The sequence below is a fragment of the Kribbella sandramycini genome (assembly GCF_013131805.1).
GTDB lineage: Bacteria > Actinomycetota > Actinomycetes > Propionibacteriales > Kribbellaceae > Kribbella > Kribbella sandramycini.
Genome location: NZ_JABJRC010000001.1, coordinates 1,598,085 through 1,613,374 on the forward strand (window position 1 = coordinate 1,598,085; position 15,290 = coordinate 1,613,374).

The 15,290-nt window shown below is 68.8% G+C and carries 18 protein-coding genes; 9 read left to right on the forward strand and 9 right to left on the reverse strand.

All coding sequences use genetic code 11. From position 1 onward, the window contains the following. Nucleotides 1-45 precede the first annotated feature (45 nt). Complete coding sequence (locus HPO96_RS07120; RefSeq protein WP_337796531.1) at nucleotides 46-792, forward strand: MerR family transcriptional regulator; 747 nt, start codon at nucleotides 46-48, stop codon at nucleotides 790-792. A gap of 2 nt (nucleotides 793-794) precedes the next feature. On the opposite strand, the gene HPO96_RS07125 is transcribed toward HPO96_RS07120, so the two are convergent. From HPO96_RS07125 to HPO96_RS07155, 7 genes are all read right to left on the reverse strand, one after another. Then, nucleotides 795-1,193: a PIN domain-containing protein gene (locus tag HPO96_RS07125; protein ID WP_171672027.1), complete on the reverse strand. Its 399-nt coding sequence runs from the start codon at nucleotides 1,191-1,193 to the stop codon at nucleotides 795-797. Then, complete coding sequence (locus HPO96_RS07130; RefSeq protein WP_171672028.1) at nucleotides 1,190-1,444, reverse strand: type II toxin-antitoxin system VapB family antitoxin; 255 nt, start codon at nucleotides 1,442-1,444, stop codon at nucleotides 1,190-1,192. The genes HPO96_RS07125 and HPO96_RS07130 overlap by 4 nt, the downstream gene beginning before the upstream one ends. A 100-nt stretch (nucleotides 1,445-1,544) precedes the next feature. Then, nucleotides 1,545-2,162, reverse strand: a complete 618-nt coding sequence (locus HPO96_RS07135; RefSeq protein ID WP_171672030.1) for a hypothetical protein — start codon at nucleotides 2,160-2,162, stop codon at nucleotides 1,545-1,547. Nucleotides 2,163-2,231: 69 nt separating this feature from the next. Continuing rightward, nucleotides 2,232-2,819, reverse strand: a complete 588-nt coding sequence (locus tag HPO96_RS07140; RefSeq protein WP_171672032.1) for a hypothetical protein — start codon at nucleotides 2,817-2,819, stop codon at nucleotides 2,232-2,234. A gap of 78 nt (nucleotides 2,820-2,897) precedes the next feature. Further along, the gene (locus HPO96_RS07145) at nucleotides 2,898-3,092 is read right to left on the reverse strand and encodes a hypothetical protein (protein ID WP_171672033.1); all 195 of its coding nucleotides are present in this window, start codon (nucleotides 3,090-3,092) and stop codon (nucleotides 2,898-2,900) included. Further along, nucleotides 3,089-4,405: a hypothetical protein gene (locus tag HPO96_RS07150; protein ID WP_337796532.1), complete on the reverse strand. Its 1,317-nt coding sequence runs from the start codon at nucleotides 4,403-4,405 to the stop codon at nucleotides 3,089-3,091. The genes HPO96_RS07145 and HPO96_RS07150 overlap by 4 nt, the downstream gene beginning before the upstream one ends. Before the next feature lie 52 nt (nucleotides 4,406-4,457). Next, nucleotides 4,458-5,912 (reverse strand): flavin-containing monooxygenase, encoded by a 1,455-nt coding sequence (locus HPO96_RS07155; RefSeq protein WP_171672035.1) that lies wholly within the window; start codon nucleotides 5,910-5,912, stop codon nucleotides 4,458-4,460. Between the two features lie 65 nt (nucleotides 5,913-5,977). Here HPO96_RS07155 and HPO96_RS07160 point away from each other — a divergent pair, with 65 nt between their 5' ends. Then, nucleotides 5,978-6,607 carry a TetR/AcrR family transcriptional regulator gene (locus tag HPO96_RS07160; RefSeq protein ID WP_337796533.1) on the forward strand — a complete coding sequence of 210 codons (630 nt, stop codon included), beginning with the start codon at nucleotides 5,978-5,980 and terminating at the stop codon, nucleotides 6,605-6,607. A gap of 39 nt (nucleotides 6,608-6,646) precedes the next feature. Here HPO96_RS07160 and HPO96_RS07165 read toward each other — a convergent pair whose 3' ends face one another. After that, on the reverse strand, nucleotides 6,647-7,144 hold the full coding sequence (locus HPO96_RS07165) for an RICIN domain-containing protein (protein WP_171672038.1): 498 nt from the start codon (nucleotides 7,142-7,144) through the stop codon (nucleotides 6,647-6,649). A gap of 396 nt (nucleotides 7,145-7,540) precedes the next feature. Here HPO96_RS07165 and HPO96_RS07170 point away from each other — a divergent pair, with 396 nt between their 5' ends. The 7 genes from HPO96_RS07170 (at nucleotide 7,541) to HPO96_RS07200 (ending at nucleotide 14,363) form a co-directional block, all read left to right on the forward strand. Next, the gene (locus HPO96_RS07170) at nucleotides 7,541-8,953 is read left to right on the forward strand and encodes a glycosyl hydrolase family 18 protein (RefSeq protein WP_171672040.1); all 1,413 of its coding nucleotides are present in this window, start codon (nucleotides 7,541-7,543) and stop codon (nucleotides 8,951-8,953) included. Nucleotides 8,954-9,056: 103 nt separating this feature from the next. Continuing rightward, the gene (locus HPO96_RS07175; protein ID WP_171672042.1) at nucleotides 9,057-9,782 is read left to right on the forward strand and encodes a DUF4328 domain-containing protein; all 726 of its coding nucleotides are present in this window, start codon (nucleotides 9,057-9,059) and stop codon (nucleotides 9,780-9,782) included. Between the two features lie 115 nt (nucleotides 9,783-9,897). Continuing rightward, nucleotides 9,898-10,764, forward strand: coding sequence for an ABC transporter ATP-binding protein (locus HPO96_RS07180; protein ID WP_337796534.1), 867 nt, complete (start codon nucleotides 9,898-9,900; stop codon nucleotides 10,762-10,764). Further along, nucleotides 10,761-11,495: an ABC transporter permease gene (locus HPO96_RS07185; RefSeq protein ID WP_171672045.1), complete on the forward strand. Its 735-nt coding sequence runs from the start codon at nucleotides 10,761-10,763 to the stop codon at nucleotides 11,493-11,495. The genes HPO96_RS07180 and HPO96_RS07185 overlap by 4 nt, the downstream gene beginning before the upstream one ends. A gap of 23 nt (nucleotides 11,496-11,518) precedes the next feature. Further along, a complete protein-coding gene (locus tag HPO96_RS07190; protein ID WP_171672047.1) occupies nucleotides 11,519-12,634 on the forward strand; it encodes a sensor histidine kinase in 1,116 nt (371 codons plus the stop codon). Continuing rightward, entirely contained in the window at nucleotides 12,631-13,239 is a 609-nt protein-coding gene (locus HPO96_RS07195; protein ID WP_171672049.1) for a response regulator, read from the forward strand. The genes HPO96_RS07190 and HPO96_RS07195 overlap by 4 nt, the downstream gene beginning before the upstream one ends. Nucleotides 13,240-13,265: 26 nt before the next feature. Continuing rightward, nucleotides 13,266-14,363: a sulfite oxidase gene (locus HPO96_RS07200; RefSeq protein WP_171672051.1), complete on the forward strand. Its 1,098-nt coding sequence runs from the start codon at nucleotides 13,266-13,268 to the stop codon at nucleotides 14,361-14,363. Nucleotides 14,364-14,613: 250 nt separating this feature from the next. Here the strand turns inward: HPO96_RS07200 and HPO96_RS07205 are convergent, their stop codons facing one another. Beyond that, complete coding sequence (locus tag HPO96_RS07205) at nucleotides 14,614-15,285, reverse strand: DUF3592 domain-containing protein (RefSeq protein WP_171672053.1); 672 nt, start codon at nucleotides 15,283-15,285, stop codon at nucleotides 14,614-14,616. Nucleotides 15,286-15,290: the final 5 nt, after the last annotated feature.

Consider the following 15,290-nt stretch of genomic DNA (forward strand, 5'->3'; position numbering starts at 1 on the left):
ATGTTACATACCCTATGTAACGTGTCATCTGGAAGACTGTCAAGGGTGGAACCAGACGAGGAGCTCACCGTCGACCAGCTCGCCGCCAAGGTGGGCATGACGGTGCGTAATGTGCGGGCCTATGCCGGGCGTGGATTGATCCCGCCGCCGCGGCTGGCCGGTCGCACCGGGTACTACGGCCAGGACCATGTGGCCCGGCTCACGCTCGTCCAGGAGCTGCTCGGCAAGGGCTACACGCTGGCCGCCGTCGAGCGGATGATGAGCGAGCTGCCGGACGGCGCGATGGCGCTCGGCGTCTTCGAGACCCTCGTCAACCCCTGGACGCCGTCCGAACCCGAAGAGCTCGACGAACTCCAGCTCGCCGAGCGCGCCGGCATCCCGCACGACCCGGCCATCATCGCGAAGCTGGTCGAACTCGGCATCGCCGAGCGCCTCGACAACGACCGGCTGCGGATCCCCAACCCCGACCTGCTCCGCACCGGCCTCGAAGTGATCAAACTCGGCGTCCCCCTGGACGCCATCTTCGCGATGCTCCCCAAACTCTTCGCCCAGGCCGACGCCGTCGCCAAGACCTACGTAGAGCTCTTCCGCTCCACCGTCTGGCGCCAGTTCGCCGACGCCGGCCTCCCCGCCGACGGCTGGCCCGAAATCCAGCGCACCCTGGAAAACATCATCCCGCTGGCCGGCCAGGCCCTCGTCGCCGCCTTCCGCGAAGCCATGGCCCGCGAAATCGAGATCGTCGCCTACGAAGAACTAGGCCTCGACCCCACCACCCTCCCCTCCACCGGCTGAGCTCAGCCCGGCAGCACCGACCTGAGATCGGTGTGGATGAAGTCCTTGCCCTTGAAGAGCAGGGGTTCGTCGGCTTCATGGGCGAGCGCGTAGGCGAAGCAGTCACCGAGGTTCAGCGCGGCCGGGTGGCCACTCCCCTTGCCGAAATCGCGGTACGCCGCGCGCGCGATCCTCGCCTGCGCCTCGGTCACGGGCTCGATGCTGATCTCCGCAGCCGCCACCAGCTCGTCGAACCGGCGACTGACCACCGGATCGCGCGCGCTGTCCATCACGACCGCCGCCTCGAGAAAGCTCGCCGCCGACATCCGGCGTGAGGTCGCAGCCTCGATCGCGTCCGCGAACTCGGCGGCGTCGGGCTCGCCGCGCAGGATAGCGATCAGTGCGGAGGTGTCGATGATCACCGGGGCAGCCCGTTCTCGTCGTAGAGCAGCTCGCCGTGATCGACAGTCCGCACCTCATCCGGCAGCCGATGCGCCGCATCGGCGCCGATAGCAAGCAGCCGGTGCGCCAGCCCAGCCCCACGGAGGCGCCGAACCCGGGCAAGACGCTCCCGGACGGCAGTGTCGACCGCCGTCGTTTGAGACTCGCCGGTCAACCGCGCCAGCTCGCGAACAAGTCCATGAGTGTCTTCGTTCTTGATGTTCAGGCTCACCCGGCAACCTTTCTACCTCAATCGTTCCACCATTCTACCTCGCTGAGATATGACACAGGCCCGGGGAGCGAGTCCCCGGGCCTGGAGCTGAGAGCTTGGGTCAGCCGGCGAGGGCGAAGGACTGGGTGGCCTTCAGGAGGGCGGTGCCGAGGAGTTTGTAGTCGGCGGGGACGCCGCCGACGGTGATCTCGGTCTGGGCCTTGTTCTCGCCGTGCTGGCCGAGGTAGCGGGTGGCCACCCAGCGGGTGGTCTTGCCGCTCTTGTAGGTGTAGACGACGGTGGTCATGGTGAGCCGGCCCTGGCTGTTGGTGGACTGCATGCGGGCCGTGTAGACGTTCTGGATCTTGAGACCGGAGACGCCCTTGAGGTCGGCGACCTTCTTCCGGGCGGCCGCTTCGGTGGACGGCGGCTTGTCGCCGAGCCAGGTGTTGAAGCGGATCATCCGGTTGGCGGTCGGGTCGTTGAAGGCGGTCTTGGTACCGCCCTGGTAGACGTGCTTCCAGGTCTTCGGCAGGACGGCGGTCGCGTGGCACTCCTTCGGCTGCGAGCACTGGAAGTACCGGTAGCCGTAGCTGATCGCGGTCGCCTGGGTCTGCGCGGTCGGCTGCTCGGTCTTGCTGGTGTCGGCCGAGCTCGGCAGCATCGTCGCCGCGAGCAGCCCGCCCGATCCGAGCACGGCTCCGACGCCCGCGAGTACGCCGAAACGCTTCTTGTTCATGTGGTCCCCCTCAGCTCCGCGCCGGGCTCCTCGTGGCCCGACGCGGAACTAGACGCACGGTCCGGCGATTTAGTTGGAGCCCTGTGTCAGCGTCGTCGTCCCCTTCAGGAGGACCGTGCCGAGGAACTTCGAGTTCTTCGGCGAGCCCGCCACGGTCAGCTCGATCGCCGCGTCCGGATAGCCCCAGTTCCCGATGTAGCGGGTGGCGACCCAGCGGGTGGTCTTGCCCTTCTTGTACGTGTAGACGATCGTGCTGACGGTCAGCGGCCCCTGCCCGGTCGCCGACTTCATCGTGGTCGTCGCCGTACTGATCACCCGCAGTCCGGATACGCCCTTGAGCGCTTTCTGCTTGCGCTTCAGCGCCTGCGCCGTCGTCACCTCGGCGCCGTACGCCGTGTCGAACCACGCCAGCTGGCCCTGCTTGTCGACGAAGCGGTTCTGGAAGTCGTCGACCTTCACGTGCCGCCAGGTGCTCGGCAGTTGCGCGCTCGCCAGACAGCCGACGTGACCGAAGCAGTCCCAGCTGCGCTTGACGAATTTCACCGGCGCCTGCTGCGACTGCGCGACCGGGCTCGCGGTACTCGACAGCGCCGAGCCGCCGAGGACGACGCCGCCGGCCGCGATCGTTGCCGCGAGCCCCTTGATGAGTTTGTTCATGAGTGGTTCCCCCGAGCTGTTCGTTGGTTGACGAACAGACAGACGGCGCACCGCCGTCCGGGGTTGGGCCCTCGGCAACTATCGGCCCGGACGGGCAACCTTCGGGGCATCGGCGGGCGGCAGGTCGCCGAGGTCGGCGTCCCAGTCGTCGTACGCCGGGTCCGGATTCTCGGCCTCGTGACGTTTGGCGATCCGGATGAACGCGATGATCAGCAGGATCGGCCCGAGCACCATCGCGGTCTCGGGGATACCGCCCATGTGCAGGACGATCATGAGGCCGTCACCAGCGCGATCCCGCCGGCGGTGAAGGCGACCATCGCGGCCAGCATCGGGTACTGCGCCTGCCGCAACTGCCGGCGCCGGAACAGACCGGCGGCGCGATCGTGAGCGGACACGACCCCGAGTACGTGTCCGAGCACGATCGCGCCGATCTGAACTCCAGCGATCAGGCCAGTACCCAGGAACGCGTAGTCGATGCGCATCCCGCTGGTGCCGAGCAGATCCCAACCCCGGCCGAACGGATCGGTGGCGAGCAGCACGCCGTCCTGCCCCTGGAACATCGCGAACGAGAAGTAGTGCGCGACCGCATAGCCGATCGCAATCGGGACGAGTGAGTGCACGAACGCCCCCGGCAGCCCCGCGGCGCCGACAGCACCCGGCCGGATCTCGGCCGATCCGGTGGTCCGCGCCGCCAGCACGAAGAGCGCAGTCACGAGCGCGACGGCGACGCACAGACCGAGCGTGTAGACGAGCAGATGCCCACCCTGACTCAGGTCACTCGTCCGGCTCGTCCACACCGACCAGCGCGAGACACCGTCGAACCCCGTCGACCCGAGCAGCAGGCAGAGCAGTGCGACGAGACCCGACCGCTGCGGCATGGTCGCGAGCCCGGCCAGCGGGTTGCGCAGCACGATCCGCCCGGCGTCGTCGCGGCCCCACGGGCTGAGCCGCGCCAGGACCTCGGCGTACACCTCGAACGTGTCGCCGATCGCGAACCAGGCCGGGCCGTAGACGATCCCGGCCGCGATGTTGAGCACGGCGTACGCCGTCACGTACGCCGCCACCACGAGCGGCTCGGAGGCCTCGGGGTGGACGAGCTCGAGCCAGACGAACCCGGCGAGCCCAGCCACCGCGGGCCAGTACGCGATCCGCTCCGGCAGCGCCCGGTACGACGTCCGCCGGACCAGCCCGGCGATCGTGCGCAACGGGTTGGCGAACCGCCAGACGGGGCCGAAGAGCAGGGACAGCGGGATGATGCCGACCCAGATCCAGACGTACAACCAGGTCGGCGCCGGATTCTCCGCCGGGGAGGAGCTGCCGAACCAGGCCGCGCCGATCAGCAGCGCCAGAGCCAGTACGCCGAGCAGCCGCAGCGCCCACCGCGTCGCACGGGCGTCGACCACCTTGGTCAGGACGGCGAGGGGCGTACCGCCCACCGCTTCGAACCGCGGACGGGACCAGAAGGCCGCGAGCGCGAAGAACGAGACCGCGACCGCGGCGCCGGCCGAGTAGATCGCCAGCCAGAGCGGCACCGGCAGATCACCACGCCCGCCGATCCCGTGCATCGGCACCAAGAGCTCCAGCACGCCGGCACCCTCCGATCAGGTATCTGACCGATCGAATGTAACACGCACGATGTCACATAGCGAGAGTTCGATATTCGTCCGCGTCGAAGTGCCGGGTGAGCTGCCGGAACCGGAAGGTGAACGTCGGCCAGAGGGTGGTATTGCGGCCCTCGGCGTCCAGGTACCAACTGGTGCAGCCACCTCGGGTCCAGATCGTGTTCTTCATCGACGAGCGGACCTCATGGACGAACTGCCGCTGCACCTCCGGCCGGACCTCGACCTCGCGCAGCCCCTGACTGTCGATCGTCTTCAGCGCATCCAGGATGTACGCGATCTGGGACTCGATCATGAACACCATCGAGCTGTGGCCGAGGCCGGTGTTCGGGCCGATCAGCAGGAAGAAGTTCGGGAAGCCGGCGACCGCCGTGCCGAGATGAGCCTCCATCCCTTCCGACCAGGCCTCGCGCAGCGAGCGGCCCTCACGGCCGTAGAGCATGTCCATCACCGGGAGGTCGGTGACCTTGAAGCCGGTGCCGTAGATGATCGTGTCGACCTCGTGTTTCACGCCTTCGGTGTCGACGATACCGGTCGGGGTGACCTCGGCGATCCCGTCGGTGACGACGTCGACGTTCGGCTGCGCGAGCGCCGGGTAGTACTCGTCGGAGAGCAGGATGCGCTTACAGCCGAGCGTGAAGTCGGGCGTGAGTTTGGCACGCAGTTCCGGATCGCGGATCTGCCGATCGAGATGCGTCTTGGCGACCTTCTGGGCCTGTTTCATGATCGCGGGCAGCTTCGCGAAACCGAGGACGAACGACTCTCGCGCCCAGTAGATCCCGGTCCGGATCGCCTTCTGGGCCAGGGGAAACCGGCGGAAGACGGCCCGCTCGGCGGCGGAGATCTTGCGGTCCGGCCGGGGCATCACCCACGGCGGCGTCCGCTGGAACAGGTGCAGTTCCTCGACCTCGGGCTGGATCGCCGGGACGAACTGGATCGCGGACGCGCCGGTGCCGACCACGGCGACCTTGCGGCCGGCCAGGTCGAGGTCGTGGTTCCAGCGGGCGGAGTGGAAGATCTCGCCCTCGAAGTTCTCGATCCCGGGCAGCTTCGGGTCCGACGGCTCGGCGAGCGGGCCCATCCCGGACAGGACGAACTGGGCGACGAAGTCCCCCTGGTCGGTAGTGATCCGCCACTCGCCATCCGCCCAGACCGCCTTCTCGACGGTGTGTCCGAAGCGGATGTGCGGGCGGACGCCGTACCGGTCGGTGACGTCGCGCAGGTACTGCTCGATCTCGGGCTGCGGGGAGAACGTGGACGACCAGTCCGGATTCGGGGCGAAGGAGAACGAGTACAGATGCGAGGGGACGTCGCAGCGGCAGCCGGGGTAGGTGTTGTCCCGCCAGGTGCCGCCGACGTCATCCGCGCGCTCGAGGACGACGAAGTCGTCGTACCCCGCCTGCTTGAGGCGGATCGCCATCCCGATCCCGGCGAACCCGGTGCCGATGACCACGATCCGGTGCTTGTTCTCCATGGCAGGACCTCCTCGCGGACGAACTTACTCCCGGTAAGTTACTCATAGTCAGTTACGATGTGCAAGTGACGTCCACCACCGAGCAACAGAGCCCGAAACGCCGGCGCGACCGCGCCGCGCGGGAGCGGGAGATCCTCGCCGCGGCCGAGCGGATCTTCGGCGAACGCGGCTACCAGGGCACCTCGATGGACGACGTCGCCGCCGCGGTCGGGGTCTCGAAACCCCTGATCTACCAGTACTACGGCTCCAAGGACGGTCTGTTCCTCGCCTGCCTGGCCAGCCTGCGGACCCAGCTCCTGGAGTACGTCGCGGACGCCGTCATGGCGGCCGCCGACGTCGAGGACGCGCTCTACGCGGGTTTCGTCGCCTGGTTCCAGTTCCTCGACGACCACCCGCAGGCCTGGTCGGTCCTGATCGACGAGGGCATGCTCGCCGCCGGCCCGATGGCCGCCGCCACCGACGAGGTCCGGAACGCCTTCATCGACCTCATCTCCACCATGGTCCGCCTCAACCTCCCCCCGGACCGCCCCACCGACGCCGACGAGATCGAGATCCTCGCCCACTCCATCTCCGGCGCCACCGAACGCCTCGCCATCTGGCGCTCCCGCACCCCCAACCCCCCAACCCCGCAGAAGGTCGCCCGCACCCTCCAAGACCTCCTCTGGCAAGGCCTCAAAACCCTCAGCCAGAACTGAGCCCGGCCCCATCGGAGCCGGGCTCAGGTGATCAGCAGGTCACCTGTTCCACTTCTGGTTGTTGTTGCCGTTCCAGTTGTGCATGTACACGTCGCCGTTGCTGTTGCTGTCCAGCACGACCTGGGAGATGGTCGCGTTCGAGATCGTCGCGTCGCCCGCCTGCGACCACTTCTGGTTCCACCCGCCGTTGCAGCTGTGCATGTAGACGCCGCCACTGGCCGATGCATCCAGACAGCGCCCGGTGCCGACATTCTTGATGATCACCCAGCCATCGGACTGCGGCTGCCAATCCCAGCGCTGGAAGCTGTTGCCACACCCGGTGCCGGTCTTGATCGCGCCGCTCCGATCCTCGAGGCATCGCCCCGTGGCGCGATTGGTGAGCGTCACATGGAACAACGTGCCCGCCGTACCGGCCGCCACCACCGATCCGCTCTCGCCCAGCGGGGCCGCCGGGGCCGCTGTGGCGCCGGCGACCGGGAGTGTGAGGGCGAGGGCGACCGCCGAGACCACCGCGCCGAGTCGTGCCGAGATTCGCATCGCGTTCCTCCAACGATGTAGATGCAGGTCGGCTCACTGTAGGAAGCATCGAGCCGCCACTCACTCCCTTCGATCCAGGCCGAAACGCCCGGCTCAGGATGAGACCAGTTCGGGATCGGCAAGCGTTGTCCGGAAAATTCCGGAACCGGTACCGCTTTCCCAGCGGGGGTTTCCGGGGCGGGCAAGAATGCGCATTCTCGTATGTCACGACACCTTGACGCGACTGTGACCGGCGAGCAAACTAACGGCACTTCGGTCAGATCTTTTCTATATTCACCTTCGCAACAAGCCGCCCCCACGAGAAGGTGCCGAGACGACCGTTCGACGGCTGCTGCCTGCCCTCGGACGGGCGGTCGGGTGCGGTGCGAGGGACCCCTCCGAAAGGAATCCGCCCCCATGAAGTCATTCACCCGAAGTCGGCTCGCGGTCGCGGCGCTGGCCCTCGTCACCGGCACCGCCGGACTGGTCGGCACCCTCGCGACGACGAAAGCCGAGGCCGCCCCGGCCGCCGTGACCGCCCCCACGGCCGTCACTGCGGTGAACGCCCTGCCCGCCGGTTTCAAGAGCGTCGGCTACATGCCGTCGTGGTCGGGCAGCGTCACCGCGATCCAGTACAGCAAGCTCACCCACATCAACTACTCGTTCGCGCTGCCGAACTCCAACGGCAGTCTGCAGGCGATCCCCGACCCCGGGAAGCTGAACCAGCTGGTCAGCCTGGCGCACCAGAACGGCGTCAAGGTCTCGCTCGCGATCGGCGGCTGGAACAACGGCAACGACTCCGCGTTCGAGGCGCTGGCCGCCAACGCGAGCTCGCGGACGACGTTCGTGAACGCCGTCATGGGCGCCATCAACCAGTACAACCTGGACGGCGTCGACATCGACTGGGAGTACCCGGATCCGGGTGTCTCGGGCGACCGGTTCACGCTGCTCATGCAGCAGCTGAGCACCACGTTGCACAACAACGGCAAGCTGCTCACCGCGGCCGTCATCTCCGAGGGCGGGACCGCGAACGGCGTCCAGCCCGCGGTCTTCGGTTACGTCGACTGGCTGAACATCATGGCGTACGACGGCGGCAGCCCGCACGCCAACTACGACTGGTCGGTCAACGCCATGAACTTCTGGAAGAACCGCGGCCTGCCCAAGGCCAAGGCCGTCTTCGGCGTCCCGTTCTACAGCCGCCCGACGTACGTCGCGTACAAGGACATCGTCGCGCAGAACCCGGCCAACGCGAACGTGGACTGCTACCAGAACGGCGGGACGCAGTGCTACAACGGCATCCCCACGATCAAGCGCAAGACCCAGTGGGCGGTCGCGAACGCCGGCGGCATCATGAACTGGGAGCTGTCCCAGGACGCGACCGGCAGCCTCTCGCTGCTGAGCGCGATCTTCGACGCCGCGGGCGGCACCCAGAACCCGCCGACCGGTAAGACCGGCCAGATCAAGGGCATCGCCGGCAAGTGCGTCGACGTCGCCGGTAACAACAGCGCCAACGGCACCGCCGTCCAGCTCTGGACCTGCGGCTCCGGCTCCGGCCAGACCTGGACCGTCAGCACCGACGGCACCATCCGCGCCCTCGGCAAGTGCCTCGACGTCGCCGCCGCCGGCACCACCAACGGCACCGTCACCCAGCTCTACGACTGCAACGGCACCGGTGCCCAGACCTGGCAGGCACAGTCCAACGGCAACCTCCGCAACCCCGCCTCCGGCAAGTGCCTCGACGCCACCGGCCAATCCTCCGCCGACGGCACCCGCCTGCAGATCTGGACCTGCGCCGCCAGCGCCAACCAGATCTGGACCCTCCCCGCCTGATCGAACGCCGGCCCGGGGATCAGCCGATCCCCGGGCCTCAGGCTGGATGGCAACAAGCGGTCGGTGACCTCCAAGCAGGCCGGATTCAACTCAAGCTGGTCGCATGCATCCAGCTGGAACGCAACCGCACGCAGCCAACGAGCCGCGCTTCCGGGCGGATCCCGGGTACGGCGTCGCTGCGTCCGTCGCGATCGTCCTGGCCGCGGCCGCCAACGTCGTGTCGACCGTGGCCGATTGGCGGACGGCGTCCGCCGTGCAGCAGTTCGCCGCCGACCGGATCGACGATGGCCGGCTGGAGGCGGTCGACCGGTTCACCCTCCTCACCACTGGCGTCAATCTCGGGCTGCTGCTCATCGCCGGCACTCTGTTCGTCATCTGGCTGTGGCGGGCCCGCCGGAACGCGGAGTTCTTCTGCGATGCTCAGCACCAGCACGGCCGCGGCTGGCTGATCGGCGGCTGGTGCGTTCCGATCGCGTCGTTCTTCATTCCGCGGCGTGTGGTCAGCGACATCGCGGTGGCAAGTGATCCCTGGACCTCGCCGCGCGGCGTCTGGCTGCACACCCGTAAATCGCCGGAAGTCACGAGCTGGTGGGTGTTCTGGCTCCTGCAGGCCATCACCGGCTGGCTGGCCGCGATGATCGCCAACGGCGCCGTCAGCGGTCGCGGATCCGAAGTCGTGTCCGGCCTTTACGCGGCCGCCGTGTGCGCCACGGTGAGCAGTGTCTTCTGTTGTATCGCCGCGTTCCTGGCGATCCGGGTGATCACCATGATCAACGGCGATCAGAACACCCGGCCGCGGATCCCCTGGTGGCAGACCCCTGAGCCCTGACCCTGAGCACCACCTGACGGATGTCATGGGATTGTCGTGACGGTTGGGTGCGGGCACGGGCGGCCTGCTGGGACAGGGTTTTCTCATGACTACCAGTGCGGTGAGCCTGCGGGGTGTGACGAGGAAGTACGGGGCGGTGCAAGCGGTGGCGGGGGTGGATCTGGAGATCCGCGCCGGGGAGGTCGTGGCGCTGCTGGGGCCGAACGGGGCCGGCAAGTCGACGACGATCGAGATGTTGCTGGGGTTGGCGCGGCCTGATCAGGGCGAGGTGCGGGTGTACGGCGGGAGCCCGGCGGAGGCGATCGCGAAAGGGCTCGTGGGGGTGATGCTGCAGAGCGGCGGGATCATCGAGGACGCCAAGGTCGGGGAGCTGCTGAATCTGGTGGCCGGCCTGCACAAGGAGCCGATGCCGGTCGGCGAAGCACTGGAACGGGCCGGGATCGCGGATCTGCGCGACCGGAAGCTGAAGGGATTGTCGGGCGGCCAGCAGCAGCGGGTGCGGTTCGCGATGGCGATCGTGCCGCAGCCGGAGCTGATCGTGCTCGACGAGCCGACGACCGGGATGGATGTCGAGTCTCGCCGCGACTTCTGGGCGTCGATGCACGCCGAGACCGCGCGCGGCCGGACCGTGCTGTTCGCCACCCACTACCTCGAAGAGGCCGACGCGTACGCCGATCGCGTCGTGCTGATGCGCAACGGGAAAATAGTTGCCGACGGCACCGCCGCGCAGATCAAGGCGAGCGTCTCCGGCCGCACCATCCGCGCCACCATCCCCGGCGCGAACCTCGCCGCCCTCGCTGCCCTGGACGGCGTGCGCAGTGTCGAGACCCGCGGCGACGTCGTCCTCCTCCAGTGCGCGGACTCCGACGCAACCCTGCGCTATCTGCTCGCCAGCACCCGCGCGCACGACATCGAAGTCACCTCGGCCGACCTCGAGGACGCCGTCCTCGCGATCAGCGCGGAACAGGAGGCCCTGGCATGAACCGCACCTACCTGATGTTCGACATCCGCCGCACGCTGCGCAACAAACGCGTACTGCTGTTCTCGGTCCTGATGCCGGTGGTCCTGTTCGCGATCTTCGGTCTGACCATCCCGGACGGCGCGAGCGAGGGCGGGATCTCCGCGATCGCCTACGTGATGGTCAGTATGGCGATGTTCGGCTCGATGTCGGCCGCGATGAGCAGCGGCGGCGCGATCGCCGCCGAACGCGACGGCGGCTGGAACCGGACGCTCCGCCTGACCCCGCTCACACCCCAGGCGTACGTCGCCAGCAAAGTGATCCTCTCCCTGCTGCTCGCGGTGCCACCGCTGCTGATCGTCTTCCTGTTCGGTCGCGTCGCCGGCCACGTCCACCTCGACGCCACCCAATGGATCACCGTCGCGCTGGTCTCGTGGCTCGGCGCGCTCCCGTTCGCCGCGATCGGCCTGGTGATCGGGTACGTCGCCAAACCGGACAGCGTGCAGCCCATCACCGGCTTGAGCACCATGCTGATCGCGGCCTTCGGCGGACTATGGCTGCCCGTCGACCAGATGCCCTCGCTGATGAAGCACATCGCGCAGCTGACCCCGGCGTACTGGACCGGCCAGACGTCGCGCAGCGCGCTGACCGCCGCCGGCGTGGACACCCAAGCCCTGCTCGTGGTGCTCGCCTGGACGGTCGTGCTCGGCGTCATCGCCCTACGCCGCTTCCGCGCGGACACCGCGCGAGCCTGAGGACGTGGCATAGCGTGGCCTTCATGAAGCTCCCACCGGCCGCCGAGCCCGAATACTCGGAGCGGCGCGGCCGGCTGGGGTTTCTGGCCGTCGGGGTCTGGCTGTTCTACCTCGGCCAGCCGCTGCAGGAGATCGCCCAGACCCAGCACGGCGTCACCCGGGTGCTCGGTCTGATCAACCTGCTGGTGTTCGCGGCGTCGTACCTTGGGTACTTCTTCCTCCTGCGCTGGCAGGGCTTCCGGCCGAACGCGTCCCCGCTGTGGCAGCGGCTGACCTACCTCGGCGCGATGCTCGCTCTGGCGCTGCTGCTGATCACCACCGCCGGCCAGACCGCACTCACCTGCCTGGTCTACATCGGCGCGACGGCGATGGTCTCGCTCGATATCCGGCTCGGCGTGGTGATCGTCGCCCTCCTGCTCGGTGGCGCCGAGCTGTCGATGCGGCTGGTGCCAGGCTGGTCGGACGACGGCACCTACGGCCTCGCGATCTTCCTCGGCGGCCTCGCCGTGTTCGGGATGCGCCGGGCGATGCAACGCGGCACCGAGCTGGCCGCGGCCCGCGAGGACATGGCCAAACTCGCCGTCCAGGAGGAGCGGAACCGGTTCGCCCGCGACCTGCACGACATCCTCGGCCATTCGCTGACCGTCATCACCGTCAAGGCCGAGCTGGCCGGGCGGCTGATCCAGGCCAATCCCGAGCGGGCCGCGACCGAGGTGGCCGACGTCGAGAGCCTGGCCCGGGCCGCGCTCGCCGACGTCCGCGCCGCCGTCGCCGGGTACCGCGAGCTGAGCCTCGCCGGTGAGCTGGTCGCGGCGCGCGCCGCGCTGCAGGCGGCCGAGATCAAGGCCGAGCTGCCGACGACGATGGACGAGGTCCCCGAGGCGAACCGCGAGCTGTTCGCCTGGGTCATCCGCGAGGGCGTCACGAACGTCGTCCGGCACTCCGGCGCCAAGCGCTGCACGATCAAGTTCTCCGCCCGCCGTATCGAAGTCCTGGACGACGGCCGCGGCCCGGCCCCGGGTGCGACCGGCCACGGCCTGATGGGCCTGCGCGAACGCGCCGACGCCGCCGGCGCGACCGTCGAGATCGGCCCGGCGCCGGGCGGCGGCTTCCGACTCGCTGTGGAGGTGACCCCGTGACCATTCGACTGTTGATCGCCGATGATCAGGCGCTCGTACGCGGCGCGCTGGCCGCGTTACTCGATCTGGAGCCCGATCTGCAGGTCGTCGCCGAGGTCGGCCGCGGCGACGAGGTGGTCGCCGCCGCGAAGTCCAGTACGCCGGACGTCGCGCTGCTCGACGTCGAGATGCCCGGCCTGGACGGGATCGAGGCCGCGGCCGCGCTGCGCAAGGCCGTGCCCGCCGTCCGCATCCTGATGGTGACCACCTTCGGCCGGCCCGGGTACCTGCGCCGCGCGATGGAGGCCGGCGCGGCCGGGTTCGTCGTCAAGGACACCCCGGCGGCGCAGCTCGCGGACGCCGTCCGCCGGGTGCACCAAGGGCTGCGCGTGGTCGACCCGTCACTCGCCGCCGAGACCCTGGTCGCGGGTACGAGCCCGCTGACCGGCCGGGAGTCCGACGTACTGCGGGCCGCGCGCGCCGGCGGCACGGTCGCCGACGTCGCCCGCGAGCTGCATCTGTCCGAGGGCACCGTGCGTAATCACCTGTCCGCCGCGATCGGCAAGACCGGCGCCCGGACGCGCGCCGAGGCCGCGCGAATAGCGGTCGACAACGGCTGGCTCTGACGTCCGGCCCGACTTAGTGTGAGGGCATGTCGATCGAGCAGTTCAGCGTACGGGGGCGGTTGGCGGACACCGGGGAGGGCATCACCGGGGACGAGCTACAACTCGCGGCGCGTAATCACGGGATCCCGCTGGAGGCCTTGCGGTACGACGTGACGCCCGCCGGCCTGCACTACGTGCTGGTCCACTACGACATCCCGGTCGGTACGGCGGAGACCTGGCGGCTCGAGGTCGACGGCTGCGTTGAACAACCGCTGTCGATCGGGCTGACCGAGCTGCGCGCGATGGGACGGCGTACGGTCCGCGTCACGTTGGAGTGCGCAGGCAACGGCCGCGCGTCGTTGCAACCGCGCCCGATCAGCCAGCCCTGGCTGAACGAGGCCGTCGGCACGGCGGAGTGGACGGGCGTCCTCCTCGCCGACCTGCTGCGCAACGCGGGCATCCGCTCGGACGCCGTCGACGTCGTCTTCACCGGCGCCGACCACGGTATCGAGCGCGGCGTCGAACAGGACTACCAGCGCGGCCTGTCGTTGACCGAGGCAATGGACTCCGGCGCGATCGTCGCCTGGGAGATGAACGGCGACCCGCTGCCGCCGCAACACGGCTTCCCGCTGCGCCTCGTCGTCCCCGGCTGGTACGGCATGGCGAGCGTGAAGTGGTTGCGTTCGATCGAGCTGATCGACCACGAGTTCCGCGGCTTCCAGAACGCCGTCGCCTACCGGATCCGCCAGGAGGCCGACGAGCTCGGCGCCCCGGTGACCCGGATCGAGCCGCGCGCGCTGCTGATCCCGCCCGGCTTCCCCGACTTCATGAGCCGGCACCGCTTCGTTGCCGCCGGCACCGTCACGCTCCAGGGCCGGGCCTGGTCCGGCTGGGCGCCGATCGAGCGCGTCGAGGTCAGCACCGACGCCGGCGTCAGCTGGCAGACCGCCGAACTGGATGCCGCTGGCAACGATGACCTCTCCTGGCGCTCCTTCACCCACGACTGGGCGGCAACGCCGGGTGAACACGTCCTCACCGTCCGCGCGATCGACGCCAGTGGCCGAGAGCAACCGATCGAAGCCCCCTGGAACCGCGGCGGCTTCGCCAACAACACCGCCCAGCGGCTCACCGTCCTCGTCACCTGACCGCGTGTCGCTGTGCGGTTCCGGCCGCTCGCCGTCACATCCTGGAGAAGTACACAGGTCTCACTTCCAGGAGTGACGCGGTGACCGAATCGCACTTGCACGCAAGGGTGTTCCGCACAGCCGGCCAGTGGTACGCCGACATCGACGACGAGCTGTTCCCCCAGCCCGACAACCCCCTCTGGCACGGCTCCTACCCGTCCCAGTCCTCAGCCCTCGCCGCCGCCTGCACCCTGATCGCCGAACTCAGCGGTCAAGGGAACGCGATCCACAGCCCGACAGCGAGCGTGAACAGTGCGACCAGGCCGATCAGCGGGTACTCCCACCAACTCCAGCTCCGGTCGACGTCCACAGCCAGCACGTAGGACGGGTCGTCGGGGTCGACCACCACGTTGACCTGGTCGCCGACCGCGGGCAGCGGCTCGATCAGGTCGCCATCGCTCAGCTCGACGGATATGCCGTCGCCCGGCCGAGCGATCTTCACGGTGACGTGCTCGGCCTCCGACCACCGGTCGGACTCGATCGCGATCACCTGCGCGGTGACCACCGGGCCCGCCGCCGCCAACCGTTCGTCGGCGCGGCTGCTCTGGATCCCCAGAGGCACGGCCGCGACCCCCAACAGCGCGATCGGCACGCCGATCAACACCCGGATGACCCGCATCGCGGTGCCGGCGCCCTTCCGGGGCGGGCGAGCGCGGCGGCGTTGTTCCAGGCGGTTCCACCAGTCGAAGCGTTCGACCAGGTAGCGGGCCGGGTAGCAGAGGCCGCCGGCGAGCGCGAAGCAGAGGTACGGCCTGTCGTAGAGGAAGTTCGGGCGGGCCAGCCAGCTGATCAGGTAGAGCAGGCCGCCGGCGGCGCCGAAGAACACCAGCAGGAAGACGAGCTGCATCCCCCGCAGGTCGTCTTCCTCCTCGGTCTCGTTCATCGGAA